This is a genomic window from Nocardia sp. NPDC004168 (assembly GCF_040610355.1).
In the GTDB taxonomy this organism is placed as follows: Bacteria; Actinomycetota; Actinomycetes; order Mycobacteriales; family Mycobacteriaceae; genus Nocardia; species Nocardia sichangensis.
This window is the reverse complement of the sequence record NZ_JBEXME010000018.1, coordinates 89,568-113,243: the sequence shown is the minus strand read 5'-3', so window position 1 is coordinate 113,243 and position 23,676 is coordinate 89,568. Positions and strand designations below refer to the sequence as shown.

24 protein-coding genes are annotated in these 23,676 nt (G+C 68.4%); 14 read left to right on the top strand and 10 right to left on the bottom strand.

Features of this window, described 5'->3' with window-relative positions:
* Positions 1–96: 96 nt before the first annotated feature.
* The 3 genes from ABZW96_RS26940 to ABZW96_RS26930 all read right to left on the bottom strand — a co-directional run bounded on the left by ABZW96_RS26940 (position 97) and on the right by ABZW96_RS26930 (position 2,845).
* Positions 97–1,359, bottom strand: coding sequence for a helix-turn-helix domain-containing protein (locus tag ABZW96_RS26940; protein ID WP_355078416.1), 1,263 nt, complete (start codon positions 1,357–1,359; stop codon positions 97–99).
* Between the two features lie 228 nt (positions 1,360–1,587).
* Positions 1,588–1,716 (bottom strand): hypothetical protein, encoded by a 129-nt coding sequence (locus ABZW96_RS26935; RefSeq protein ID WP_355078415.1) that lies wholly within the window; start codon positions 1,714–1,716, stop codon positions 1,588–1,590.
* 331 nt (positions 1,717–2,047) lie between these two features.
* Complete coding sequence (locus ABZW96_RS26930) at positions 2,048–2,845, bottom strand: SAM-dependent methyltransferase (RefSeq protein WP_355078414.1); 798 nt, start codon at positions 2,843–2,845, stop codon at positions 2,048–2,050.
* 326 nt (positions 2,846–3,171) lie between these two features.
* Here ABZW96_RS26930 and ABZW96_RS26925 point away from each other — a divergent pair, with 326 nt between their 5' ends.
* Complete coding sequence (locus ABZW96_RS26925; protein WP_039797917.1) at positions 3,172–3,393, top strand: DUF397 domain-containing protein; 222 nt, start codon at positions 3,172–3,174, stop codon at positions 3,391–3,393.
* Between the two features lie 90 nt (positions 3,394–3,483).
* Complete coding sequence (locus ABZW96_RS26920) at positions 3,484–4,371, top strand: helix-turn-helix transcriptional regulator (RefSeq protein ID WP_355078413.1); 888 nt, start codon at positions 3,484–3,486, stop codon at positions 4,369–4,371.
* A gap of 158 nt (positions 4,372–4,529) precedes the next feature.
* Here the strand turns inward: ABZW96_RS26920 and ABZW96_RS26915 are convergent, their stop codons facing one another.
* The 4 genes from ABZW96_RS26915 to ABZW96_RS26900 form a co-directional block, all read right to left on the bottom strand.
* A complete protein-coding gene (locus ABZW96_RS26915; protein WP_355078412.1) occupies positions 4,530–4,757 on the bottom strand; it encodes a hypothetical protein in 228 nt (75 codons plus the stop codon).
* Positions 4,758–5,051: 294 nt separating this feature from the next.
* Positions 5,052–5,354, bottom strand: a complete 303-nt coding sequence (locus tag ABZW96_RS26910) for a putative quinol monooxygenase (RefSeq protein ID WP_043690427.1) — start codon at positions 5,352–5,354, stop codon at positions 5,052–5,054.
* Positions 5,355–5,418: 64 nt separating this feature from the next.
* Positions 5,419–6,078, bottom strand: coding sequence for an SDR family oxidoreductase (locus tag ABZW96_RS26905; protein ID WP_355078411.1), 660 nt, complete (start codon positions 6,076–6,078; stop codon positions 5,419–5,421).
* 34 nt (positions 6,079–6,112) lie between these two features.
* Positions 6,113–6,697 (bottom strand): DUF2599 domain-containing protein, encoded by a 585-nt coding sequence (locus ABZW96_RS26900; RefSeq protein ID WP_355078410.1) that lies wholly within the window; start codon positions 6,695–6,697, stop codon positions 6,113–6,115.
* 99 nt (positions 6,698–6,796) lie between these two features.
* On the opposite strand from ABZW96_RS26900, the gene ABZW96_RS26895 reads away from it, so the two are divergent.
* Positions 6,797–7,924, top strand: coding sequence for a lipase family protein (locus tag ABZW96_RS26895; RefSeq protein ID WP_355078409.1), 1,128 nt, complete (start codon positions 6,797–6,799; stop codon positions 7,922–7,924).
* A gap of 10 nt (positions 7,925–7,934) precedes the next feature.
* Here ABZW96_RS26895 and ABZW96_RS26890 read toward each other — a convergent pair whose 3' ends face one another.
* Positions 7,935–8,177 carry a hypothetical protein gene (locus tag ABZW96_RS26890; RefSeq protein ID WP_355078408.1) on the bottom strand — a complete coding sequence of 81 codons (243 nt, stop codon included), beginning with the start codon at positions 8,175–8,177 and terminating at the stop codon, positions 7,935–7,937.
* A gap of 344 nt (positions 8,178–8,521) precedes the next feature.
* Between ABZW96_RS26890 and ABZW96_RS26885 the strand changes: the two genes are divergently transcribed.
* The 7 genes from ABZW96_RS26885 to ABZW96_RS26855 all read left to right on the top strand — a co-directional run bounded on the left by ABZW96_RS26885 (position 8,522) and on the right by ABZW96_RS26855 (position 16,229).
* Entirely contained in the window at positions 8,522–9,697 is a 1,176-nt protein-coding gene (locus tag ABZW96_RS26885; RefSeq protein WP_355078407.1) for a lipase family protein, read from the top strand.
* Positions 9,698–9,931: 234 nt separating this feature from the next.
* On the top strand, positions 9,932–11,305 hold the full coding sequence (locus ABZW96_RS26880; RefSeq protein ID WP_355078406.1) for a lipase family protein: 1,374 nt from the start codon (positions 9,932–9,934) through the stop codon (positions 11,303–11,305).
* Between the two features lie 187 nt (positions 11,306–11,492).
* Positions 11,493–12,557, top strand: coding sequence for a fused (3R)-hydroxyacyl-ACP dehydratase subunits HadA/HadB (locus ABZW96_RS26875; RefSeq protein ID WP_355078405.1), 1,065 nt, complete (start codon positions 11,493–11,495; stop codon positions 12,555–12,557).
* Between the two features lie 329 nt (positions 12,558–12,886).
* Positions 12,887–13,831 carry a helix-turn-helix transcriptional regulator gene (locus ABZW96_RS26870; RefSeq protein ID WP_355078404.1) on the top strand — a complete coding sequence of 315 codons (945 nt, stop codon included), beginning with the start codon at positions 12,887–12,889 and terminating at the stop codon, positions 13,829–13,831.
* 85 nt (positions 13,832–13,916) lie between these two features.
* On the top strand, positions 13,917–14,867 hold the full coding sequence (locus tag ABZW96_RS26865; RefSeq protein ID WP_355078403.1) for a helix-turn-helix transcriptional regulator: 951 nt from the start codon (positions 13,917–13,919) through the stop codon (positions 14,865–14,867).
* Positions 14,868–15,006: 139 nt separating this feature from the next.
* On the top strand, positions 15,007–15,666 hold the full coding sequence (locus ABZW96_RS26860; RefSeq protein WP_355078402.1) for a helix-turn-helix domain-containing protein: 660 nt from the start codon (positions 15,007–15,009) through the stop codon (positions 15,664–15,666).
* Positions 15,648–16,229 carry a hypothetical protein gene (locus ABZW96_RS26855; protein WP_355078401.1) on the top strand — a complete coding sequence of 194 codons (582 nt, stop codon included), beginning with the start codon at positions 15,648–15,650 and terminating at the stop codon, positions 16,227–16,229. Before ABZW96_RS26860 ends, ABZW96_RS26855 begins: the two co-directional genes overlap by 19 nt.
* Before the next feature lie 215 nt (positions 16,230–16,444).
* On the opposite strand, the gene ABZW96_RS26850 is transcribed toward ABZW96_RS26855, so the two are convergent.
* Complete coding sequence (locus tag ABZW96_RS26850) at positions 16,445–17,995, bottom strand: acyl-CoA carboxylase subunit beta (protein ID WP_355078400.1); 1,551 nt, start codon at positions 17,993–17,995, stop codon at positions 16,445–16,447.
* A gap of 564 nt (positions 17,996–18,559) precedes the next feature.
* Between ABZW96_RS26850 and ABZW96_RS26845 the strand changes: the two genes are divergently transcribed.
* The 4 genes from ABZW96_RS26845 to ABZW96_RS26830 are packed head-to-tail and all read left to right on the top strand — an operon-like array spanning position 18,560 to position 22,612.
* Positions 18,560–19,504 carry a transcriptional regulator gene (locus ABZW96_RS26845; RefSeq protein WP_355078399.1) on the top strand — a complete coding sequence of 315 codons (945 nt, stop codon included), beginning with the start codon at positions 18,560–18,562 and terminating at the stop codon, positions 19,502–19,504.
* 57 nt (positions 19,505–19,561) lie between these two features.
* Entirely contained in the window at positions 19,562–20,512 is a 951-nt protein-coding gene (locus tag ABZW96_RS26840; protein WP_355078398.1) for an acyl-ACP desaturase, read from the top strand.
* Positions 20,513–20,520: 8 nt separating this feature from the next.
* A complete protein-coding gene (locus ABZW96_RS26835; protein ID WP_355078397.1) occupies positions 20,521–21,537 on the top strand; it encodes an alpha/beta hydrolase family protein in 1,017 nt (338 codons plus the stop codon).
* A 40-nt stretch (positions 21,538–21,577) separates the two neighbouring features.
* Entirely contained in the window at positions 21,578–22,612 is a 1,035-nt protein-coding gene (locus ABZW96_RS26830) for an LLM class flavin-dependent oxidoreductase (RefSeq protein WP_355078396.1), read from the top strand.
* 15 nt (positions 22,613–22,627) lie between these two features.
* Here ABZW96_RS26830 and ABZW96_RS26825 read toward each other — a convergent pair whose 3' ends face one another.
* Positions 22,628–23,665 carry a fused (3R)-hydroxyacyl-ACP dehydratase subunits HadA/HadB gene (locus ABZW96_RS26825; RefSeq protein ID WP_355078395.1) on the bottom strand — a complete coding sequence of 346 codons (1,038 nt, stop codon included), beginning with the start codon at positions 23,663–23,665 and terminating at the stop codon, positions 22,628–22,630.
* Between the last annotated feature and the right edge of the window lie 11 nt (positions 23,666–23,676).

Genomic DNA, 23,676 nt, shown 5'->3' with positions numbered 1-23,676 from the left:
CCATCCAGACGTCGCGGCACTACCAGGATCGCAAGTTCACGGTCCGGTGACCAGCACGAATCCGTTACAGGCCACGATCAGGTCACGGCGCGGACGTCACAGGCGACGGGCGACGCTGCGGTCCAGATCCCGGGCCAGCAGGGCGATCGCCGCCTGTGAGATGCCCGCCGAGGTCGCCAGGTCGATCGAGGTGAGCTGGGCGATGCGGCGCAGGCGGTAGTCGACGGTGTTCGGGTGCACGAAGAGCTGGCGCGCGGTGAGCTGCCGGTTCATGTCGTTGCCCAGGTAGGCGCGCATGGTGTCGAACAGCTCGGGATGGGCGTCGAGCGGGTCGAGGATGGTCGCGATCCGGCGCGTGGCCGGGCCGCTGCGGGTGAGCTGATACTCCACCGCCAGATCCGACATCTGGTAGAGACCGGGCGGCCGGACGCCGACGCGCACGAGATTGAGCAGCTCGTGTGCCTGATCGGCCGATTCGGGGATCTGATCGGTGTCGGTCGGCACCACGGTCGCGGTGAGCGGGACCTCGGCGGCGACGGCGAGCAGCTCGAGCGTGGCGGCCGTGAGCACGGTCTCGGCCTCGTCGCCCGACGGGATGAGCAGTGTGCCGCCCTTGGCGCTGAGCAGCGCGAGCGCGCGGGAGGCGAACACGGTGGCCAGCTCGGACTGTAGCCGTCGCAGTTTCCGGCGCGCGGCGACGTTCCCGTCGACGCGCGGATCGCGCTCGTCCGGATGCTCCGGAATCGACAGGGCGACAACCTGATACGCCTCCGCGATCGGAATACCCGTCTGGCGGGCCAGAGCCGAGCTGCCGCGCCCGCTCAGCAGCGCCGAGGCGAGCGTCTGCGCCGCCGTCTGATGCTCCTTGGCGACCAGGTGCTGTTCGTCGACGTAGGCATCGGACACCGCCGCGGTGATCGCCTCGAGCAGTTCGAGGAGCAGATCGGCGGCGACCAGCACCTCCTCGACGTCGTCGGCCTCGGCGGGCGCGGTGACCAGACCGAAGGCGATGCGCAATCCTTCGTGGTAGGCGCGCAGGATGGTGCTCAACGGCACGCCCTCGCGCGCCCAGCGGGCGGCGGCCGCGCGCACCGGGCCGAGTTGCTCCTCGTCCGGCACGGTTCGCCGGTCGAACATCTCTGCGGCGAGGTTCAGGCAGCTGCGGGTGAGTTTCGTGACGTCACCGCGGATCTGCTCGCCGGGCAGGGTGCGGCAGGGCGCCATGACGTTCTCGAAATATCCGACCATGTGCGAGGCCACGCTGTCGGTGTTCTGCAAAGGCACCGAAGCCGGCTGTCCACCGATTTCCAGCACCGGGTCGGACGAGTCGGCGGACAGATCCAACGCGGAGTAGGTCATGACGAGTTCGCTCCCCAATGCCACGTCGGGCGTGCGAGAAATCGCGCCCGAGTCGATCGATCACTATACGAAAGGGCTGTGTGGACCGGGAGTGATCTGTGAGATCGCCTGGGATCGCTCCGCATTCCGTAGTGACCCGATGACGGACGCGCAGCGCGCGGCCCGGATTACGGTGCTGGAGCAGGGCTTACGAAGCGGCGAGGCACTCGCGCGCCGGGATGTGGCCTGTTATTCGTCGTCCAGCCCGGCTGACAGATACGCGGCTGCCGCCAGCCACTGCCTGCACTGCGGACCGTGGACCTCGTGGGCGTAGAGGATGTCGCGGGCCTGCCGGTAGGTGAGGCCGCGGGGCTCCACACTGCAATCCGTCGCGGCGAACTCGGGCGCAGGGTACTGGCGAAAGGGCTCGGCGCCGGCGCCGTCGATGACGGCAACCCTGGGGGAAGTTCGAAATGGCTCGATCATTCGACTACCCCTCGCGTCCGACGTGCGGCGGGGAGGCCGACGTACTGGTAGCGCAGACTCGAACTCCCTGCGTACCTCCCCGATTTCGAGTTCGAGTCTATTCCTCCGTCGCTTGCAAATGCAAGTACATCTGCACGATCGGTCGGAGAAAAAAACCGGCGGCGGCCGCCGGTGGTGACCGGCGACCGCCGCTGTGCCGCTTGCGGTTTGGCGTTCAGGGGCCTTACGGCTTGCGCGCGACCGCGCCGTAGGCGGAGATCGGACGGGACTCGCCCACCTCCGTGGCGCCCGAGCGCCACTGCGTGATGGACACGAAGCCCGGCTCGACCAACTCCAGACCGTCGAAGACGGCCTTGATCTGAGCCTGCGGGCGGGGGACATAAGGAGTGCCACCGGTGCCGGTGTAGTTCTCGCACAAGGTGACATACGCCTTGCTGTCGTCGGTGCCGTCCCACATCACCAGGTAGCTGCCCGACGGCACGGCGTCCAGCACGGTGCGCACGATGCGCAGCAGCTCGTCGTAGGTCTTGGCGTGGCCGAGCACGCCCATGAACATTACGGCGATGGGCTCGTTGAAGTTCAGGACGTGCTTGGCGTCGGTGATGATCCGCTCGGGATCGTGGTAGTCGGCGTCGATGTAGGTGGTGACGCCCTCCGGCGTGGTGGAAGTGAGCAGCGCCCGCGCGTGCGTGAGCACCAGCGGATCGTTGTCCACGTACACGATCCGGGACTCCGGCGCGACGCTCTGGGCGACCTCATGGGTGTTCTGCATCGTGGGCAGGCCGGTCCCGATGTCGAGGAACTGGCGGATGCCCTGCTCCCCGGCGAGGTAGCGCACCGCGCGGATGAGGAACTGGCGCGACTGCACCGCCATGGTGGTGATGTCCGGATCCACCTCGATCCCGGCATCGCCTGCGATGCGGTCGATCTCGTAATAGTCCTTGCCGCCCATCCAGTAGTTCCAGATGCGCGCGGAGTGGGGTATGTCGGTTCGGATGAGGGGGCTGTGGTCTTCGGTCATGGGGTTGTACTCCTAGGCAGAAACGGGTCCGCGGCACTGCCGTGCAGGTGGGTGCGTGGGGTTGTCGCGAATGACTGGTACATCCGATGTGCACTGTGACAGTACAAGATTCGCGCGCGTCCAGAGGGGTGGATCGGCGAGCTGATCTCGGTGTTTCCGGGTCGAGGTGATCGTGTTTCACATCTGTCGCCGGATGACGCCGATCCGTGGGCGCACAGAGGGCGAACTTCGTGCTATCGTCCGGTGTCGGTGCAGATGCAAGAACGTTTGAACGTGCATCTGCACGAACCGAATCGCCTGACTGCGGTAACGGAGGAGTGGGGAAGATGTCGGATACATCCACCAACGAGATCATCGGAACTTGGCGAAAGAGTTCCTTCAGTAATCCGAGCGGCAACTGCGTCGAGGTGGCCGAAACGGCCAACGGCCAGGTGGCAGTACGTAACTCGCGGGACCCGGAAGGCGGGGTCTTGATCTACACGCGTCCGGAGATCGACGCGTTCGTCCGCGGCGCGAAGGCCGGGGAGTTCGACTATTTGACTAGCTGAGCGGTAACATTGGCGGTCGGTGCGGTGTGTCTCGCGACAGGTGGTTGTGACACACTGTGGGCAACCCCCGGAGTATCGGAGACGAACTCGATGATCGCTGAACCCGATGACGATGGTCATGTGCAATCCGTTGTCGCGGAACGTGGTCCGACCGTGCTACGCATCGCATTGGGCGGCCAGCTGCGCAAGCTTCGGGAGAAGAAGGGCATCACCCGTGAAGCGGCGGGTGATGCGATCCGGGGATCGCACGCCAAGATCAGTCGTCTCGAGTTGGGCCGTACCGGCTTCAAGGAACGCGACATCCGCGACCTGCTGACCCTTTACGGCGTTCACGACGCCGAGGAGCGCGAGTCGTTCCTCGAGTTGGCCAGGCAGGCCAACGAGCCCGGCTGGTGGCATCGCTACAGCGACCTGCTGCCGCAGTGGTTCGGCACCTACCTCGGCCTGGAACAGGCCGCGAGCAAGATCCGCACCTACGAGTCGCATCTTGTTCCCGGACTGCTGCAAACGCCTGAATACGCCCGGGCGGTCGTATCGCTCGGGTACGAGGACGCCGACACGGATCGGCGGGTCGCGGTGCGTCAGCGCAGGCAGGAAATCCTCTTCCGCTCGGACCCGCCGGTGGTGTGGGCGGTGCTCGACGAGGCCGCGTTGGTGCGGCCCGTCGGTGGCGCGCAGGTGCATCGAGAGCAGATGCTGCATCTGGTCCGGCTGGCGAAGCTGCCCAATGTGACGATCCAGGTGCTGCCGTTCACCGCGGGGGAGCACGCCGCGGCGGGCAGTTCCTTCAGCATTCTGCGTTTCGCCGAGGCCGAACTGCCGGACATCGTGTATCTCGAACAGTTGACCAGCGCGTTGTATCTCGAGCGGCGGCAAGACCTGGCGCTGTACCTGTCGGTGATGGACCGCCTCAGTGTGCAGGCCGAGCGCCCGGACAAGTCGATCGCGATCATGGAGAAGTATGCCGAAGGGCGCTGAGGCCACGCGGTAGTCTCGGCGCCGCCGAAGACCCGATACGCCGAGCGGCCACCTCCCAAATCGGAGGTGGCCGCTCGGTTTTTCTTTGCTGTCCAATCGCTCGGCGGTGGTAGCCGCCGAAAATTTCGTTATCCGCCGGGCTCGGACGGCGGGACGATCTACTGCTTGATGAAGCTGGAGGCGATTCGCCAGAATGTAGCGGGCTGCAATGCCTCGAGATCCCAGTCGTCGGCCATCGCGTGCGCGGTGGTGACGATGCGGTCGATATCGAAATCGTGCCGAGTCGCCGCCCCGGTGGATTCGACGGCATCGATCACGTATGCCACGGCGGTTTCTCGGGAAAATGCGGTATCGGTGTGGCCGCTGTGGGCCGATAATGTGCTCATATGTCTACCGTTCGCCGGCTGGTCGGCCAGTGCGGTGTCGGCTGATCCGAACCGGCCGCCGGTAAGTGGATGTTCCATTCGAATGCCCCTGTTTCTGGCGGCGGCAAACCCATGGCGGCTTCGGCCTTCGGCTCGCCCACGCGGCCTCCCCTGGTGGTCCCCTGTAAAGCGTTGCGGGACCGAGTTTATGCCGCCGTACCTTTCAGATGCAAGCACATCTGCACGATCGATTGCACGTGCGCACTGCGTATTTCGCGGCCGGAAGTTTGCGGAAACGGTGCCCGACGCGAAATTTCAGTCGCGGCCGAATAGGACGTCCGTGCTGTAATCGATCTGTGTACCCGGCTCGACGAATTGGTCCGCCGCGGCCCGCCAAGCAAGAAAATGTTCGGTGAAACGGTGTGCTTCCGCCGCCTCGTCGTCGGTGTAGAGCTGATAGAGAAAGAATCGGTGGGGGTCCACCCGATCTGCGCAGATGTCGAAGCGCAGACAGCCGGGCTCGGTCCGGACGGAGGCGTCGGCGCTGCGGGATATGGCTGCCAGGAACTCGGCGCGGGAGCCGGGGCGGATCTTCATCGAGACGATTCGACTGAACACGGTTGTTCTCCCATCGTGACCGTTGCGGTCGATCGGCAAGGGCGGTAGCGGGGTGCGCGACAGCTCAATCGGTCAGATGTGCAATTGCCTGGCTAATCGGAGTGTCACCCGAGACGAGTTCGAGGGTCAGCCCGTATGCGGGCGCGGCGGGCAGCAGTCCGGCCAGTACGGCCGCCACATCGGCGCGCGGGACCTCGCTGCGCCCGACCGGGGCCGGCGCGAGAGTCACCAGACCGGTGCCGGGGGAGTCGGTCAGGCGGCCGGGGCGCACAATGGTCCAGTCGAGATCTCTCTCGCGCAGATCGTCTTCGGCCTTGGTCTTCGCGTCGATGTACGCCGCCCACACGTCGTCGGAACCGGGAGCGACCGGCTGCCCCGCGCCCATCGTGGAGATCTGCAGGAAGCGGCGCACTCCGGTGCGCTCGGCGGTCTCGGCCAGCCGGACGGAGCCGCCCAGGTCGACGGTGTATTTCCGGTCCACGCCGCTGCCCTGCCCGGCGCCGGCGGCGAAAACCGCCGCGTCGCCGCCTTTTACGACATCCGCCACCTCGTCTGTGCCCGCCTTCTCCAGATCGCACAGCACCGGTTCGGCGCCGGTGGCGCGTACGTCGGCGGCGTGCTCGGGGTCGCGGATGAGGGCGGCGACCTCGTGGCCGTTCGCGGTGAGCAATGGGGCCAGCAGCAATGCGATCTTCCCGTGTCCGCCTGCGATGACGACGCGCATGGATCGCTCCTTCCGGTCGGGGCGGCGCCCGCGCTCAGCGCTCGGGGCCGCCGGGATTACAGCGCGCTTCGACGGTGGCCTGGTAGCCCACCGCCGGGCGCCACGGTTCCAGGTTCCAGCTCGGCTTGTCCGGCTGGACCAGCCGGGCCCACGCCCAGTGGCAGACGAACTGATCGCGCATGCCCGGTGCGTCCGCGTTCGCCGACTCGGCCACGACCTCCTGCCACGCCCGTTCGTCCGAGCCGGGAAAGGTGGTCCGCCGACCGGCCTGCGTCGGGAAGACGAGCAGCCGGGGTCCGTCGATCGCTTCGGTCCAGGCGACGTGATCGATCAGCGGCTGTCCCGCGTAGGGGTCGACGGACGGCACGGCGGCCTGCGGTATCGATATCGGCGCGGTCGGTACGGTGGTGGTCGTGGTGCCTGCGGTCGTGGTGCCTGCGGTCGTGGTCGTGTCCGCCGAAGGATCGGGCGAATCGTTTCCACAGGCGATCGGCAGAGGCAGCAGCCCCGCCGCGAGCAGTACGGCGGCGCGGCGCCGGGTGACGAGGCGATACGGGTACCGCTGCGCCACGGTCGAGCCTCCTGTGTTCTCCTCGGCACCGGTTTCCGGCGTGCTCATCCGAGCCTAGCGAGCCCGGGCGGTCCCGGCGAGGTCGCCCGGCCGGGCCACCGATTGTGGTGGCTTGCCGGTGCGGCCGCGGCTGGGGATAGTCGGTCGGTGCGGTGTGGACGGTTCATGGTGGGGGCGGCGGGCGTCGTGGTCTCGGTGACGGTCGCGTTGGCCGGGCCCGCGGACGCCGGGGTGGACGAGGCGCCCGGCACCGTGACGGACCTGGCGGAACTGGCGGACCGTCTGCACGTGGCAGGGGCGACGACCGCCGAACGGCTGACGTATCGGTCGCGTGGCCCGCGCGGGCCCATGCTGAGCACCGGAGTGCTCTATCTGCCCGAAGGCGCTCCGCCGCAAGGGGGTTGGCCGATCGTCGCCTACGCGCACGGCACTTCCGGGATCGCCGACGAGTGCGCGTTCACGCTGCGACCCCGGGACTACTACCTGACGTCGGTGTACCCGGATCTGCTGCGCGCGGGCTATGCGGTGGTGATCTCCGACTACGTCGGACTCGGCACCCCCGGCGTGCATCCCTATCTGGACGGTCCCGCCCAGGCCCGCAGCATCATCGACGGCGTGCGCGCGGCACGGGCGGTCGCCCCTTCGCTCGGTACCCGCTGGGCGGTGTTCGGTCAGTCGCAGGGCGGGCACGCCGCGCTGTTCACCGCCCATCTCGCGCCCGGCGACGCACCGGAACTCGATCTGCGCGGCGCGGCCGCGACCGGCGCACCGTCGAATCTGGACGTGGTGTTCCCGCTGGCGGGGCCTTGGCTGCCGCGGCTGCCGCTGCAGAAGACGACGACCTATTTCGGCATGCTGCTGGCCGGATTGCGCGCCAGTGCGCCGGAGCTGGACATCGACGGCTACCTGACCCCGGTGGGCCGGGACGTCCTGCGCATCGTGGAAGCGGACTGCGTCGCCGAGGCGGACGCGCAGGTGTCCGGCATCGGCATCGGGGCCATGCTGTCGCGGCCATTGGACGACCCCGCGCTGCTGGCCGCGGTGCGCGCGATGTTGAAGGTGCCGACGAACGGCTACTCGGTGCCGTTGTACCTCGGTCAAGGGCTGACGGATCTGGAGGTGCCCGCGCCGCTGACGCTCGAGCTGATCGCCGAGCTGCGCTGCGCGGGCACCGATCTGCGGGTGGACTGGTATCCAGGCGATCATCTCGGCGCGGCGCGCGAGGCGTTTCCCGACGCGCTCGACTTCCTGCGTGGCGTGCTCGATCGGCCCTGAGTCCGCTCACTCAGCGCCAGAGCGAATGGCACGGTAGCCTGCGCAGGCCGGGACGGACCTGGCCGTCGACGGTGACGGTGAGCCCGGCGTGTGCGGCGGCCGAGGTGAACTCCCACGCCTCGGTTTTGGTGGCCGCGTATTCGAGGACCAGCGCGTCCTCGGGAGTGGGCCCGTCGAAGTAGACGGTGATACGCCGGGTCGGCGGTTCTCGGGTGTCGTCGCGGTCAGCGAGTCTGCGCACAGTGCCGTCCATGCCACTGTCTCCTTCCGGCCTGCGCGGCAGCCGCGCCGGTAGGACTGACGGTAAAGGGCCGCCACTGCTGAGAACATGTTGCAGGTTATCGGCTGGAAATGTCACAGAACGGACGCGGCGTCGTGGGGTACAGTCACCAGCCGGGGCGCATCGCGGGCACAGCCCGGGCGACCCAAACTTGTGAATTGTCAACATGATCGCGTCGGGCGGTACCCAGCGCGGGTGATGTTGCCGAGGATGAGCACAGCGTCGGACGATTCAGGAGGCACACGTCGATGAGTCAGCGCCCACGTTCGTTGGGTAGGGGAGTGGGGCGAAGACGTCTCGCACGTGCGATCGGAGCGATGGCCGCGGGGCTGGTGCTGATCGCGAGCATGGCCGGCGCGGCGACCAGCGCGCCGCTGTATCCCGAACCCGATCCGGATCCCTTCTACGCGACGCCCGCGGACATCGCCGACCGCAAGCCCGGCGACGTGATCGCGACCAGGGTGATGCCGCCGCTGGCGATCTTCCCGGAGACCACGGTGACCGTGATCCGATTCCGGTCGACGAGTTCGGAGGGGAAACCGATCGCGGCGACCACCACGGTGCTGACGCCGAAGGCGCATCGTGCGGACGGTCCGCTGCTGTCGTTCCAGCACATCATCAACGGGCTCGGCTCGGAGTGCTCGGTCTCCCGGGTGCTCTACACCGGCGACCCGAACCTCGTCGTGCGGGAAGCGCCCGGCTGGAACGTGCTGCTGGCGCGCGGCTGGAGCGTCGCGCTGCCCGACCACCTCGGCCCGAATTTCGCCTACGGCGCCGCGAAGCTCGGCGGGCAGATCACGCTCGACGGGATCCGCGCCGTCAAGCAGGTCAACGAACTCGGGGTGCAGCGCAGCCCGGTGGCGATGGTCGGATACTCCGGCGGCGGGATGGCCACCGCGTGGGCCGCGGCTCTGCAGCCGAAGTACGCGCCGGAACTCGACATCGCGGGCGCGGCCATGGGCGGCGTGCCGATGAATCTGGTGAAGATGCTCGAGGGGCTGGGGCTCAACCCGCACCCGGTGTTCGGTCTGGCGTTCGCCGCCGGGTTCGGGCTGGAACGGGAGTACCCGACTCGCTTCCCGCTGAGCGACCAGCTGAACGAACGTGGTCTGGCCGCTCGCGCGCAGATCGCCAACAGCTGCACCAACGACATCCTCTCGACGGGGGCGGGTCACGGTGCGCTGGACTTCGCCAAGACGACCTCGATGATCACCGACAACACCGCGCGCGCCGTGGTCGAGGAGAACAGCCTCGAACTCTACGACGGCGTGCCGAAGACGCCGGTGTTCGAATGGCATTCGCCGATCGACGGCCTCATCCCGATCGACGCGGTGGTCAACACCGACAAGCGATGGTGTTCGGCGGGCGCCAGGGTGCAGACCGAGGAGATCCCGGTGCCGGACCATTTGACCGCGGCGGTGCTCGGTATTCCCGCGGCACTGAACTGGCTGGACGCTCGTTTCCGAGGGGAGCCGGCGCCGAGCAATTGCTGAGCGACGATACGTGAACGGCCGAGCCGGGACCCCACTCTTCGGAAAGGGGTCTCGGCCGGTTGTTGCGATATGGATACGCGACAACACAACTCGGACGCTTTACTGCGTCCAGTCCAGGGCGCTGACGTAGCCTGACGTCCTGGCTCCCGGTCTGACAGGGGACATTTCGGGGGTCGAAGGCCAGTGCGCCCGGGTGCCAGACGACGTTGCCGTTCGCACCCGAAGGCGTGTGCCATGAAGATTTCGCGTGCCATTGCTGTGGCATTGCTCGCCGCCAGCTCGGTCCTGGCCGTCCCCGCCGCCGCAGAGCCGCCGCCCGCGCCGCCGCCGGGCGGGTTGCTGCCCGCGCTACAACAACTCATCGATCAGGTGATCCCGCCGCCGCCGATCGCGCCGCTGCCGGAGCCGATTTCGCCTGCGCACGAGGCGACTACGCTGTCGCCGTCGCTGGCCGCGCTGCGCTCGGCCACGCTGCCCTCCGCCGTCGGCGACCCGATGTTCGACCTACGGCCCGCGAATCTCGACGAATCGGCCGAGGGACAGGTCATCGAGGTCCGCGACGTGCGCGCGACGGCCGCGCCGTTGCTGCTGCTGCCGATCCAGCGTGCGCTGCTGGTGAAGTACCGTACGACGGACGCGCACGGCGCACCGTCGTACGCCACGGCGACGCTGATCGTTCCCGCCGCACCGTGGCCAGGGCCCGGTCAGCGGCCGGTGGTGGTGAACAACCTGCCCATCGATGCCCTCGGCCGTACCTGCACGCCGGGATACACCCTCGCGCACGGGCTCAACCCCGACACCAGCACCACCGACTTCCTGCCGCCTACGACGCATCTGGCGGCGCTGCGCGGGTACGCCGTGCTGATCCCGGACCACGAGGGCCCTTCGATGGCCTACGCCGAACCCATCGTGGCCGGGCACGCCGTACTCGACTCGATCCGGGCGGTGCGCGGGCTGCTGCCGGAGGAGTTCGGCGCCGCGAAGTTCGGCCTGGCGGGATATTCCGGCGGCGCGATCGCGACGCACGGGGCGGTGAAGCTGATCGACGGCTACGCACCGGAATTGGCGGACGTGATCGTGGGCGCGGCGCTGGGCGGCGTGCCCGCCGACTTCGAGATCCTGGCCCGCAGCATGAACGGCAACCTCGCCTCGGCGATATTCATGGGTGCCGTGTTCGGCATCGGCCGCGAGCGGCCGGAGATCCTGGCCGGGATGAACAATCTCGCCCGATGGGTGGCCACCTCGCCGGTGAAGAACATGTGCGGCAGCAGCTTCGGAGCGATCGGCGTGCTGATGCTGCCGATCGACATCGCCGCGAATTTCCCCGATCCGCTGCATTCGGCGCTGGCCGCGGACATCTATCGGGTGACGAAGATGGCCGGGATGCGGTCGGCGACTCCGCTCTACGTCTACAACGGCGAGCAGGAGTTCTGGATCCCGGCCGAGGGCGCGCGCGATCTCTATCTGGAGCAGTGCGGCCTCGGCGTGCCCGCGGTGTACCGCAGTGTGCTGGGTGAGCACATCATCGCCGGTGCGCTCGGTTATCCGGAAGCCATGATCTGGCTGGACGACAGGCTGCGGGGAGTGCCTGCGCCAGACGAGTGCTGACCGTGTGACGGCGCTCGGGGGAATCCGGTAACGCGGTGTGCCCGCGATGGCGATCAAGACTGTGTCCCCCTTCGGCCCTTCGGTTGGTATGCCCAGATCTGGCGAGGGCGCTCCTGCGGCGTCGTCGCGGCTTCGGTACGGTGGGCCGGGCCGGTCGGGGGTGACGGCGGATTCCCGAGAGAGGCACATGAACGACATCACGACCACCGCGTCCGAACAAGCCAAGGCACTGGTGGGGCGGCAATATCGCCTGACCGACTCATACGAGGTGGGGCGCGAGAAAATCCGGGAGTTCGCGCGCGCGCTGCAGGACGGCCATCCCGCCCACCGGTACGAAGACGCCGCGGCGGAACTCGGCTTCGACGGGCTCGTCGCGCCGATGACGTTCTCGTCGATCGTGCTCATGTTGATGCAGCGCAAGATGTTCGAGTCCGTGCTCACCGGGTACGACCTCGGCCAGGTGCTGCAGACGGAACAGACGATCCGGGTGCACCGGCCGATCGTCGCGGGCGACCAGGTGCGGTGCGAATCCTACATCGAGTCGTTCCGGCAGTTCGGTGACAAGGACTTCATGGTCACCAGGAACGTGCTGAGCAACCAGCACAAGGAAGTGTTGCAGACCGCGCACACCACGGCGGTGGCGCAGACCGGGGTTGACCTCGCCGCCGATCTGCGCGCGGCGGTCGAGGGCGTGATCATGACCGGGCAGTCGGCCGCCGACCGTGCGAACGCGGCGGCCGGGCGCGGGTCCGGCGACGACGGCGGGCTGGTCGAGAGCTTCGACGAGGCGTTGCAAGCGGACACCCCCGACGAGTCGCGCACGCCCCGCACCGTCCCCGCTTTCGAGGACCTGTCCGTCGGCATGGAACTGGCCCCGCGAACAGTGCTGCTGTCTCGTGGTGATCTGGTGAATTACGCAGGCGTCTCCGGTGATTCGAACCCGATCCACTTCAGCGACGTGGTCGCGCGCAGCGCCGGACTGCCCGACGTGGTGTCGCACGGACTGCTGACCATGGGCATCGGCGCCGGGTATCTCACCTCGTGGCTCGGTGATCCGGCCGCCGTCACGCGGTACGGGGTGCGGTTCGCCGGGTTCGCCCCGGTTCCGGCGACCAGGGCGAGCGCGATCGAATTCCGCGGTCGGGTCAAGCAATTGGACCCACAGCGCCGCGCGGCCACCATCGCTTTGACCGCGACCTGCGGTGACCGCAAGCTGTTCGGTCGCGCGACGGCGGACGTAGTGCTGCGCTGAACCGAGCGGCCCGCCGTCACCGGATTCGGCGGCGGCGGGCACCGGGTCGTGCGGTCATCGCTTCGGTGCGCGGGTCGCGCAGCGGAACTACTCGGCCGCAATGGTTTTCGGTATCGCCGCGCGCCCCGCGGCCAACTCGTCGCTTTGCCTTCCGTGGTTCGTCTGCTGCCGGACCGATGGTCGCTGCTGGCGGTACTCGGGCTGCGGGACGAGCAGTCATCCCGGCGACCTTGAAAATGATCTTGCGGATGTGCTTACACCTGCGCATACGCTGCCGTTCGTGGGGTTCGGTGCTGGAGTGCGGGCACCGCACATGCGAGACTCGGTACATGCGTGCTTCGGTAGTGCGGCCTCAGAACGAATCCATCGCTCGTGGAACGGCTCCCGCCGCCGAGGGCGGCCCGACCGCCCTACGGATGATCCTCGGCGGGCGGATGCGTCGGCTGCGTGAGGCGTGCGGCATCTCACTGGAGGAAGCGGGCGAGGCGATCCGTGGCTCGCACTCGAAGATCAGCCGCTTGGAACTGGGGCGTACCGGCTTCCGGGAGCGGGATCTGGTGGACCTGCTCGCGCTGTACGGCGTCACCGACGAGGAGGAGTGCGCGGAGTTCAAGCGGCTGGCCAAGCAGGCGAACACCTCGGGATGGTGGCATCACGACGCCGACTGGCTGCCGAAGTGGTTCGACACCTATCTCGGGCTGGAGCATGCCGCCCAGTTGATCCGCTGCTACGAGCCGCGGGTCGTTCCGGAACTGCTGCAGACCCCCGAGTACGCCCGCGCGCTGTTCGTGCTCGCTCATCCGCACGAGGACGAGGAGTCGATCGAGCGGCGCGTGGCCCTGCGGATGCGCCGCCAGGAGATCCTGACCAGGCCGGACCCACCTCAGATGTGGCTGATCGTCGAGGAAGCGGCGCTGCGGCGCAGAATCGGAGGATCGCAGGTGTGGTTGGCCCAGCTCGACCACCTGCTGCGGGTCGCGGACGCGCCGAACATCACCGTGCAGGTGCTCGCCGATCACGTCGGCGGCCCCGCGGTCTCCGACGGCGCGTTCACCATGCTGCGTTTCGCCGAGGCGGATCTGCCGGACATCGTGTATCTCCAGCAACTCACCGGCGCGCTGTACCTGGACAAGGACGCCGATCTCGCGGCTTACCGGGCGGTGGCGAATCTGCTGTCGGTGCACGCCGCGCCCCCCGAGTACACCCGCGACCTCATCGCGGCCTTGCGCGAGCGTGAGCCGCAGATCGTCGAGCTGCCGTCCGGCCCGGCCTGACCGGCCCGGTGGAACCACGAATGCGCGGCGGTACAGGGACTTTCGGCCGTAGATAGCGACTGGGACAACATGGCAGACTCGGGGCATGCGTCCTTCGAACGTACGACAGGCGGCCGATGCGGCGGGGTTCGGCGCTCAGCCGGTGTCCGGAGGCGGGCCGACGGTGCTGCGGATGGTTCTAGGCGGCCGGCTGCGTCGCCTGCGCGAGGACCGGAAGATCACCAGGGAAGCGGCGGGTGAGGCCATTCGCGGGTCGCATTCGAAGATCAGTCGGCTGGAGCTCGGGCGCACCGGCTGCCGGGAACGCGATCTGGTCGACCTGCTCGACTTCTACGAGGTGACCGACCCCGCCGAACGGGATCGATACCTGGAACTGGCCAGGCAGGCCAATGCGTCGGGCTGGTGGGCGCGAGACAACGACTGGTTGCCGAAGTGGTTCGACACTTACCTCGGGCTGGAACAGGCGGCCCGGCTGATCCGCTGCTACGAGCCGCGGGCGGTCCCCGAATTGCTGCAGACCCCGGAGTACGCCCGCGCGCTGCTCACACTGTCGCATCCGGGCGAGCCGCAGGACGCGATCGAACGCCGGGTCGCGCTGCGCATGCGCAGGCAGGAGATCCTCGCCGGTCCGCACCCGCCGCAGGTGTGGATGCTCATCGAGGAGGCCGCGCTGCGCCGCAGGATCGGCGGCTCGACCGTCTGGCGCGCGCAGCTGGACCGCGTGCTGCACGCGGTGGCGCGGCCGAACGTCACGATCCAGATCCTGGCCGATCACGTGGGCGGCCCCGCGCTCACCGACGGCGCGTTCACCGTCTTGCGCTTCGCCGAGGCCGATCTGCCCGACATCGTCTATCTCCAGCAGCTGACCAGCGCGCTGTATCTGGACAAGATCGCCGACCTGGACGTGTACTACACGGTGCTGAACCAACTTTCGCTGCTGGCCCCGTCACCGGAGCATTCCGGCCAGCTGCTCCAGATCTTGCGCGACGGCATTCCGCCGACCGTCGACGAACCGGTGGACAACCCGAGAAGCTGACCGGCCGCCGGCCGCCCTCCCGACGTCTTCCCGGGCGATTCGGCGCGCCCGAATCGGGCATCTTCTCTGCGAGGTGATGCGCATGCCGGGCAAGAGCAAAGTATTGTCCCATTGGGACAATAGGGGTATGCTCAGGTGCATGAGCGACGACGGTGTCGGTCTGGACGGCCGTCGGCTGCGCACTCGGCGCAGCCGTGAAGCGCTGTCGCGCGCGGCGTTCGACCTGCTCACCGAGCGGGGGCTCGACGCGGTGGCCGTCGAGGACATCGCGCTGCGGGCCGGTGTCACCCGGCGCACATTCAGCAGGCACTTCGCGTCCATCGAAGAGGCGATTCTCGGCGATGTCGACCAGGATGTGCACCTGTTCAACGAAGCCCTGAGCCACCGTCCCCTTTCCGAGCCGCCCCTGATCGCCTACCGCGGCGCCGTCCACGATTGGCTCGCCACCGAGTACGGCGGGGCCCGTGCGTCGCTGCTCGCCCGCCGCTGGGCGCTGTTCCAGCGCTTCGAGGACGAACCGGAACTGTTCGCCGGCTATCAGCGCATCCGCATCGACGGGCAACGCGAGTCCGTCCGGATCATCGCGGCACGGCTCGGCGTGGATCCGCAGACCGATCCGCGTCCGGCCGTCGCCGTCGGCGCCGGTGCGGGCATGCTGCTCGCGGCGCTACAGAGTTGGGCGGCGGGCCCTGATCCGATGGGCCTGCCCGGCCTCGTCGAAGAGTTCTTCGACACCCTCGTCACCCTCACCGCCGAAATTCGCAACGAGGAGTCACCGTCATGCCTACCGGGTCGGTGAACATGTACCGCCGGACGTGCCGCCGCGTCGGCTTGGATCGCAATCCGCTGCGCCGCAGTGAAGATCGTGTGCAAACCGGTGTCGCGGTGCTGCTTGCCCTGGTGTTCCTGATAGTCGTGCCCATACTCGCGCTGACCGTCGGCGGCCGGGTGTACCGCGTCGAGACGGCCGCGGTACGGGCCGAGACGGCACGCTTGCATCGAGTCGACGCCACCGTGATCGAAACCGGGAAGGCGCCGCTGTACGCGCCGGTGGTGCCCGCCCGTGTGTCCTGGAAGGATGCCGACGGCGTGGCCCACACCGGCGACTATCAGTCGACCACGGTGGTCGAGCCGGGTTCCACCGTGCCGATCTGGCTGAACGAACGCGGCGCGATCGTGGAGCCGCCGTCGTCGACCCAGCCCGCCAGCAAGGCGGTGATGCTGACCGCCGGTGCGGTGTTCGGCGTTTCGATCGTGCTCGTCGGCAGCTATCTGCTGCTGCGCCGCGGTCTCGATCGGCGGCGGCTGCGCAGGTGGGAGACCGAGTGGGTGGCGGCCGATCTCACCTGGGGGCACGGCTGAGCCTTGGTGCGGCGTGCCCGCCGGGCGAGGGTAGGGAACAGGCGCAGCGGGCACGTCGCGTGCCGCGCCGCTACGCGGCGAACGAAGCGGGCCCGGCACTGACCTGAGATTAAGGCATCGGCGTGCCGGACGGCCCGGTTCGCCGCTGATCGCCGGAGATCCCACCACATAGACCCGGTTATGTTGTGACACAGCATAACCGGGTCCGCTGCGCCTCAGACCGGAAAAAGACTGTGCTTGCGGGGGTTGGGCTCGGCGCTCGCCTCTTTCTCGCGCAGCAGACGCAACGCCCGGCGGATCTCCAGTCTCGTCTGCGAAGGCTCGATCACCGCATCGATGTAGCCGCGCTCGGCGGCGATCCACGGCGTGGCCACCGTCGTGTTGTACTGCTCGATCATGGCGTCGCGCACGGCCGCGCGGTCCTCAGGGGCCACCTGGGCGAGCTGCCGTTTGCCGACGATGCTCACCGCGCTCTCCGCACCCATCACGGCGATGCGCGCGGTCGGCCAGGCCAGGCTGACGTCGGAGCCGAGTTGCTTGCAGCCCATCACGGCGTAGCCTCCGCCGTAGGCCTTGCGGACCACGACGGTCACGATCGGGACGGTCGCCTCGATCACCGCGCGGAAGAACCGCCCGCCGCGCTTGATCACTCCGCTGCGCTCTTCCTCCACGCCGGGCAGCACGCCGGGGGTGTCCACGACGAAGATCAGCGGCAGCCCGAAGACATTGCACAGCCGGATGAAGTGCGTCGCCTTGTCCGAGCACTTGGCGTCGATCGCGCCGCCGAGGACCAGCGGCTGATTCGCGATCACCCCGACGCTGCGCCCGTCCACCCTGGCGAAGCCGGTGATCAGGTTCTGCGCGGTCGCCGCGCTGATCTCGTGGAAGTCGCCGTCGTCGAACAGGCGCAGCAAGATCTCGTGCATGTCGTAGCCCTGCCGATCGGAGTCGGGAACGATCGAGTCCAGCTCCAGATCGTGCGGCGTGACCTGCGGCTCCAGGCCCGGATTGACGACCGGGCCCGGCTCGAGGCAACTCGACGGCAGGTAGCCCAAATAGGTCCTGGCCCAGTCGAAAGCGTCCTGCTCGGTGGCGGCGACATGGTGGACGGTGCCGTTGGCCGCCTGCGCCTGCGCGCCACCCAGTTCCTCCATGGTCACCTCCTCGCCGGTGACCTCCTTGATCACCTCGGGGCCGGTGACGAACATGTAGGACTTCTCGGTCGCGATCAGGATGTCGGTGTTGACCGGTGCGTAGACCGACCCGGCCGCGCATTTGCCCAGCATGATCGACACTTGCGGGACGAAGCCCGACAGTCGTTCCTGGCGGCGGCTCATCAGCGCGTACCAGGCCAGCGAGGTGACCGCGTCCTGGATGCGGGCGCCGCCGGAGTCGTTGATCGCGACGACCGGGCAGGCGTTCCTGGTGGCGAAATCCAGCGCCGCGGCGACCTTGCGGCCGAACATCTCGCCGACGGAGCCTCCGAAGACCGTCTGATCGTGGGCGATCACCACGACGGGCCTGCCGTCGATCCGCCCGCGGCCGGTGACCACGCCGTCGCCGTACATGGCTCCCGGGGTGCCCGGCTGGCGCACCAGCGCGCCGGTCTCCACGAAACTCCCCGGGTCGAGTAGGGCGCGCACTCGCTCCCGCGCGCTGGGAATGCCCTTGGTCTTGCGCTTCGCGATGCCGTTTTCGCCTGCGGGCTCTTCGGCCAGTTCCAGAATCCCCCGCAGCTCGTCCAGCTTGTCTCGCGTACCGCTCATATGTGTTGTCGCCCTTCGAAACTCGTCGCGACGCCGTACGGCAGCGCGGCGCTCGATGCTATCGGCGGTGCGATCTGCTGCACAGCGGTTCGGATGATCTGATGGAACAGCTCACAGGTTTGCCTTTCGATGCCTCGGTTCATAGCACGCGACGCCCCGGCTCACGGCGACGACACGGACTGTGTGACGTCCCAATCGTGGCCGTAGGTCGCGATGAACCGTCCCCAGAGCGCCGGAGGGGACTACTCAGGGCGGTGCCGACGGATCTAGGGTGATCTCGACGCAGCGCCGGAAATGCGCGGACGGCGCTGCGTCACACACTCCGGAAATCGGTGCGCCCGCGAAGACATCGGGCCGGATCCGAAAATAGCGGTGCCGCAGCGGTTCTGCCTGTGCGGGACGCGGGCTGCGCGAATTCCAGCGAAAGTTGTGATTGCGCCCAACGGGTCGGGCGGCCGCTGATGACTTACCCGATGCGGCGGAACATATCTCGATTCCATCACGATCCGACGCTAACCTTCGGGAGGCATGATGGGCAGGCAGTCGAGAACGAGTACCGAGACGTTGACATCGAAACTCGTCGCACACCTGGCCGGGCGTTCCGGCCGCGACGCGTCCGGCGATGTCGCGACGACCGCACGGAATTGTCTGGCGGCCGCTGTCGAACTACTGGCTCCGCGTCCGGCGCCCGCGACGGTCCGGCCGCCGGAGATCGCCGGTTTCGCCTCGCGCTGGGCGCGGGAGGGCATCGCACTGGAAACGGTGCTCGGCGCATATCACGACGAAATCCGTAGCGGCCTGGAATTCCTCGCCGACGAGGTCGCCGACGAGCGAACCGATCATTTTCTCGCGGGTGCGCGATTGGCGGTCCACGTACTGGAGATGGTGACCGTGGCGGCGTCGACCGCTTATGTCGACGAGCACCGCGCGGTCGCGCGGGAACATCAGACCGCGGCTCAGACGCTGGTCTCCGCGCTGCTGGGCGGGCACGCGGTCGGCGAACTCGCCAGGGCGACAGGCATTCCGATCGCACGGTCGTATCAGGTCGTCGCGCTGGGCATTCCGGCGCATCCGGACGAGCGAAGACCCGGCACGGGCACGGACGCGGCCCGGCGCAAGCTCCGTCGCGTGCAGGCCGCGCTGGCCGGTCCGCTCGGCTCACGGGCCTTGTCGGTGCTGTCCGCCGCGGGCGGCACGGTGCTGGTGCCGCTCGACGACGTGCCCGCCCGCACCGGAACATTCACCATGACCGACGACGTGCTGGCCATCGTCGGTGAGGCCGCCGAGGTCCCGTTGACGGCCACGGTGGCCACCGGCCGCACCGCGCGCATCCCGGAACTGGCCGGTCGCGCCCACGATCTGCTGGACCGGCTGCGGGCGGCGGGCGGGCCGCCGGGGCTGTATCGGGTGGCCGACGCGGGCGATGCCCCGGCTTGTGAACTGCCCCAGCCGGGCCATATGGCCATCGTCACCTCGCCCAACGATCGCGTGATCGGCCGTTCTGCCTGATATTCCGCCGCTATCGTCGACTGTGCCCTGATCTCGAGGGTGAGCAAAGGAGTTCGAGTGACCACCGCGTTGACCGATCGCGATATTCTGCGCGAACTGGAGCCCACCGCCGAACGCCTGCTCAACGACCATCTGCGCAAGGCGAAATCCTGGAATCCGCACGATTACGTGCCGTGGGACGACGGCCGCAATTTCGCCGCCCTCGGCGGAATCGACTGGGAGCCGGGTCAATCCGCGCTTTCCGAGGTCGCGCAGACCGCCATGATCACCAATCTGCTCACCGAGGACAATCTGCCGTCGTATCACCGGGAGATCTCGGAGGCGTTCTCGCTGGACGGGGTATGGGGTACCTGGGTGGGCCGGTGGACCGCCGAGGAGAACCGCCACGCCATCGTGATGCGCGACTATCTGGTCGTGACCCGCGCGGTCGATCCGGTGCTGCTGGAGCAGGCGCGGATGGCGCATATGACCACCGGTTTCGCCACACCCGGCGAAGAGGAGCGGTTGCTCCATTCGGTCGCTTACGTCACGTTGCAGGAACTCGCGACCAGGATCAGCCACCGCAATACGGGAGCGGCCTGCGGGGAACCGGTCGCCGAGCGTATGCTGCAGCGAGTTGCCGCCGACGAGAACCTGCACATGATCTTCTACCGGAACATCAGCGCCGCGGCCCTCGACCTGGTGCCGAACGAAGCGCTGCGCGCCATCACCAGCGTGGTCACCCGATTCCAGATGCCTGGGCTGACCCAGCCGAATTTCCGGCGCAACGCCGTGCTGCTGGCCAAGCACGGCATCTACGACTTGCGTCAGCATCTCGATGTGGTGGTGCGTCCGGTGCTGCGCGCGTGGCACGTCTTCGAACGCGACGATCTGACCGGCGACGGCGAACGAGCCCGCGAGGAACTGCACGCCTACCTCGAAGACCTGGAGATCCGGGCGCGCCGGTTCGAGGAACAGCGTGAACGCGCCGCGGCCAGACAAGCGGAACGGGCCGCCGCAGCCGGATGAGCCCACGTATGCCGATCACCGCGGTGGCGATGGCCCTCATCGCCACCGCTGCCGCTGCGCCCGTACTCGCCGATCCGGTGCCGCAGACCCCGCCGCCCGCCGTCGACCCCGCCATGACCCGCACCGGGCTGCTCTCGATCGAGGACCTGGGCGGGGGGCACGAACGGCTGTCGATCGCCTCGGCGGCGATGCGCCGGATCATCACCGTCGACATCCTGCGCGGCAGCGGCGCGGCGCCGCGCCCGGTGCTGTACCTACTCGACGGCGTCGACGGCGATGCCACGTCCGCATGGCTGACCAAGGGCGCGGCAGCCGAGTTCTTCGCGGGCAAGCCGGTGGACGTGGTGCTGCCCGGCGGCGGCACCGGCAGCATGTACAGCGACTGGGTCCGGCAGGACGCCGCACTCGGACTCAACCGCTGGGAGACGTTCCTCACCACCGAGCTCCCGCCCATCGTGGAGTCGCTGCTGCGCACCGACGGGCGTCGCGCCATCGCCGGGGTGTCGATGGGCGCGCAGGCGGCGATGATGCTCGCCCAGCGCCATCCGGGCTGGTATCGCGCCGTCGCCGGGATGAGCGGGTGCTACTCCACCGCCGACCCGCTGGGGCACGCGGTGACCACCATCACGGTCGCCTCGCGCGGCGGCAACGTGAACAATCTCTGGGGCCCGCCGACCTCACCGGAGTGGGCCGCGCACGACAGCCTGCTGCACGCGGAGAACCTGCGCGACACCGCCGTTTACCTCTCGGCGGCCACCGGGCTGCCGACGGGAGCCGATCTGGTGTCGGTCGCGAACTCCCCGTCGGTCGCGGAAGCGCTGCAAACCGCAGGCGGCGGTGCTGCGCTGGAAGCGGGCGCCCGGGCCTGCACCGAGCGGTTCGCCGACCGCCTGTCCCAGCTGAACATCCCCGCCACCCTGGAGTACACCGCGGCGGGCATGCACACCTGGCCGGACTTCCAGGCGCAGCTGCCGAAGGCGTGGCGGGTGCTTGCGCAGGCACTGGGGCTGCCCACGCCGTCGTGAATCGGCGGAATGAGAACGGCGCGCTCGCGTTGACACCGACATGACCTCGGCGCTGTCCCCTGTCCGGTTCTCCGTTCTCGATCGCTCGCGCGTCCGGCGCGGTCAGAGCCATCCGGCCGCGTTACGGGAGACCGTCGAGTTCGCCCAGCTCGCCGAACAGTGGGGCTATCACCGTTTCTGGGTGTCGGAGCACCACAGTGTGCCCGGCGTGGCGGGCTCGGCGCCGACCGTGCTCGCGGCCGCGGCGGCGGGAGCGACCGAGCGGATCCGGATCGGCACGGGCGGTGTGATGCTGCCCAACCACCAGCCGCTGGTGGTCGCCGAGCAGTTCGGCGTGCTGGAATCGCTCTACCCGGGACGCATCGACATGGGTCTCGGCCGCTCGGTCGGGTTCACCGACGGCGTGCGGCGAGCGCTGGGGCACGACAAGCGCGACGCGGAGGACTTCGACGCCCAGCTCGCCGAGCTGCTGGGGTACTTCGCCGAGGGCAGACAGGGGGTGCACGCGTGGCCCGCCGAAGGGCTGCGTATCCCGGCGTTCCTGCTGGCCACCGGGTCCAGCGCCGAGCGGGCCGCCCGCTTCGGGCTGCCGCTGGTCATCGCCGCGGTCGGCGGGGAGGACCGCATGGTGGAGGCTATCGAGCGCTATCGTGCCCTGTTCCGCCCCGCCGCGGTGGGCGCGGCGCCTTACGTCGTGGTCTCCGCCTCGATCGTGATCGCCGACAGCACTCCCGAAGCGCATCGGCTGCTGCTGCCGGAGGCGTGGTCCGGCGCATACGCGCGCACCCATGGCGAGTTCCCGCCCCTGATACCGCCCGTGGAAATCGAAGCGCGCACCATGACCGATCGGGAGCGCCGGATCTTCGACGAGGGGTTGCGCGGCCACCTGTACGGAACCGAGGACGAGGTCGCCGGCCGACTGGAGCGGCTGGTGGGCAGGACGGGCGCCGACGAAATCCTCGTACACACCAGCACCTACGATCGCGACGCGCGGCTGGATTCGCACCGCCGCCTGGCGTCGCTCGTCGGCCTGTCGCGCGTGGCTGTCCGCGATCGGGCCGGTACGGCGGCCTGATCAGCCGGTGCTCGCCTACGGGAAGCGCACTTCGGCGGCGGCATAGCCGAACAGTCTGCGTCCCTCGGCGCGCGCGTCGACCGCGATGGTCGCCCGCCGCCTGCGCGGGTCGATGGAGGTGACCCGGCCGCGGAATTGGATCACGCCGGTGCCGACCGGTGGTATGCGCAGGTGCTGCGCGTTGTGCGCGAACTGCACACGAAACCGGGTGAGAGCCGCGGGGTCGCCGAGCCAGGAGCTCAAGAACGAGGTGGCCAGACCCAGTTTGAGCATGCCAGGAGCGACCACGGTCGGCAGGCCGCTGGCGACCGCGACCCTTTCGTCGAACAGCACCGGATTGGATTCGCCCGTCACCCCGGCGTAGTTGACCAGGTCGCCACGGGACAGGCGCATGGTGCGAAGGGGCAGTTCGGCGCCCACCGACAGGTCGGCGAAAGCGACGCGCGGACGCGGTATCCGGCGCAGCGGCGTCGGCGCGAGGTGATCCGCCGCGGCCGGGACGACGGCGCTGCCTCGAGCCGGTGCGTCCGGGGAGCGATGGCCCATGGCGACCTTGCGTACGGCGTCGGCCAACCACGGATCGCGACCGCCCACCCGGGCGAGCAATGCGCTGGAGCCGGTCTGCACCACGGTGCCGTGCTGGTCGATGAGCACGCTCTTGATCGCGAGGACGTCGTAATCGCCGAAGTGCCGGAACGATTCGAAATAGACGTCGCAGGTCAGGCGATCGCCCGCCAGCAACGGCCTGCCGAAGTCGAAAACTTGGTCCGCGTGCAGGATCCGGGTCGGGTCGTAGCCGGTGATCAGCGTGTCCAGAATTTCGCGGTGCACTCTGGTGAGGATTATCGAGCTGAATGTGGCGGGCGCGATGAGCCCGGGAAAGCCGAGTTCGGCCGCGGCGTCCTCGCTCCGATGCGCGGGATGGGAATCCTGGACGGCGCGGGCGAATTCCCGGATCTTTTCCCGTTCCACCTCATAGCGGAGAGTGGAACGGTAACGATGGTCGATGAGTGATCTGGCCTGATCGGCCGGATTCACCGCGGTCTCGTTCATGGTTGCTCCTG

What these genes read in the sequence shown, in the direction of transcription:
- ABZW96_RS26885 (WP_355078407.1), top strand. Translation starts at nt 8,522, where the DNA reads ATGGCCGCGGGGCTGGTGCTGATCGCGAGCATGGCCGGCGCGGCGACC.
- ABZW96_RS26830 (WP_355078396.1), top strand. Translation starts at nt 21,578, where the DNA reads ATGACCTCGGCGCTGTCCCCTGTCCGGTTCTCCGTTCTCGATCGCTCG.
- ABZW96_RS26905 (WP_355078411.1), bottom strand. Translation starts at nt 6,078, where the DNA reads ATGCGCGTCGTCATCGCAGGCGGACACGGGAAGATCGCATTGCTGCTG.
- ABZW96_RS26940 (WP_355078416.1), bottom strand. Translation starts at nt 1,359, where the DNA reads ATGACCTACTCCGCGTTGGATCTGTCCGCCGACTCGTCCGACCCGGTG.
- ABZW96_RS26915 (WP_355078412.1), bottom strand. Translation starts at nt 4,757, where the DNA reads ATGAGCACATTATCGGCCCACAGCGGCCACACCGATACCGCATTTTCC.
- ABZW96_RS26890 (WP_355078408.1), bottom strand. Translation starts at nt 8,177, where the DNA reads ATGGACGGCACTGTGCGCAGACTCGCTGACCGCGACGACACCCGAGAA.
- ABZW96_RS26825 (WP_355078395.1), bottom strand. Translation starts at nt 23,665, where the DNA reads ATGAACGAGACCGCGGTGAATCCGGCCGATCAGGCCAGATCACTCATC.
- ABZW96_RS26835 (WP_355078397.1), top strand. Translation starts at nt 20,521, where the DNA reads ATGCCGATCACCGCGGTGGCGATGGCCCTCATCGCCACCGCTGCCGCT.
- ABZW96_RS26860 (WP_355078402.1), top strand. Translation starts at nt 15,007, where the DNA reads ATGAGCGACGACGGTGTCGGTCTGGACGGCCGTCGGCTGCGCACTCGG.
- ABZW96_RS26865 (WP_355078403.1), top strand. Translation starts at nt 13,917, where the DNA reads ATGCGTCCTTCGAACGTACGACAGGCGGCCGATGCGGCGGGGTTCGGC.
- ABZW96_RS26875 (WP_355078405.1), top strand. Translation starts at nt 11,493, where the DNA reads ATGAACGACATCACGACCACCGCGTCCGAACAAGCCAAGGCACTGGTG.
- ABZW96_RS26900 (WP_355078410.1), bottom strand. Translation starts at nt 6,697, where the DNA reads ATGAGCACGCCGGAAACCGGTGCCGAGGAGAACACAGGAGGCTCGACC.
- ABZW96_RS26930 (WP_355078414.1), bottom strand. Translation starts at nt 2,845, where the DNA reads ATGACCGAAGACCACAGCCCCCTCATCCGAACCGACATACCCCACTCC.
- ABZW96_RS26850 (WP_355078400.1), bottom strand. Translation starts at nt 17,995, where the DNA reads ATGAGCGGTACGCGAGACAAGCTGGACGAGCTGCGGGGGATTCTGGAA.
- ABZW96_RS26920 (WP_355078413.1), top strand. Translation starts at nt 3,484, where the DNA reads ATGATCGCTGAACCCGATGACGATGGTCATGTGCAATCCGTTGTCGCG.
- ABZW96_RS26870 (WP_355078404.1), top strand. Translation starts at nt 12,887, where the DNA reads ATGCGTGCTTCGGTAGTGCGGCCTCAGAACGAATCCATCGCTCGTGGA.
- ABZW96_RS26855 (WP_355078401.1), top strand. Translation starts at nt 15,648, where the DNA reads ATGCCTACCGGGTCGGTGAACATGTACCGCCGGACGTGCCGCCGCGTC.
- ABZW96_RS26925 (WP_039797917.1), top strand. Translation starts at nt 3,172, where the DNA reads ATGTCGGATACATCCACCAACGAGATCATCGGAACTTGGCGAAAGAGT.
- ABZW96_RS26880 (WP_355078406.1), top strand. Translation starts at nt 9,932, where the DNA reads ATGAAGATTTCGCGTGCCATTGCTGTGGCATTGCTCGCCGCCAGCTCG.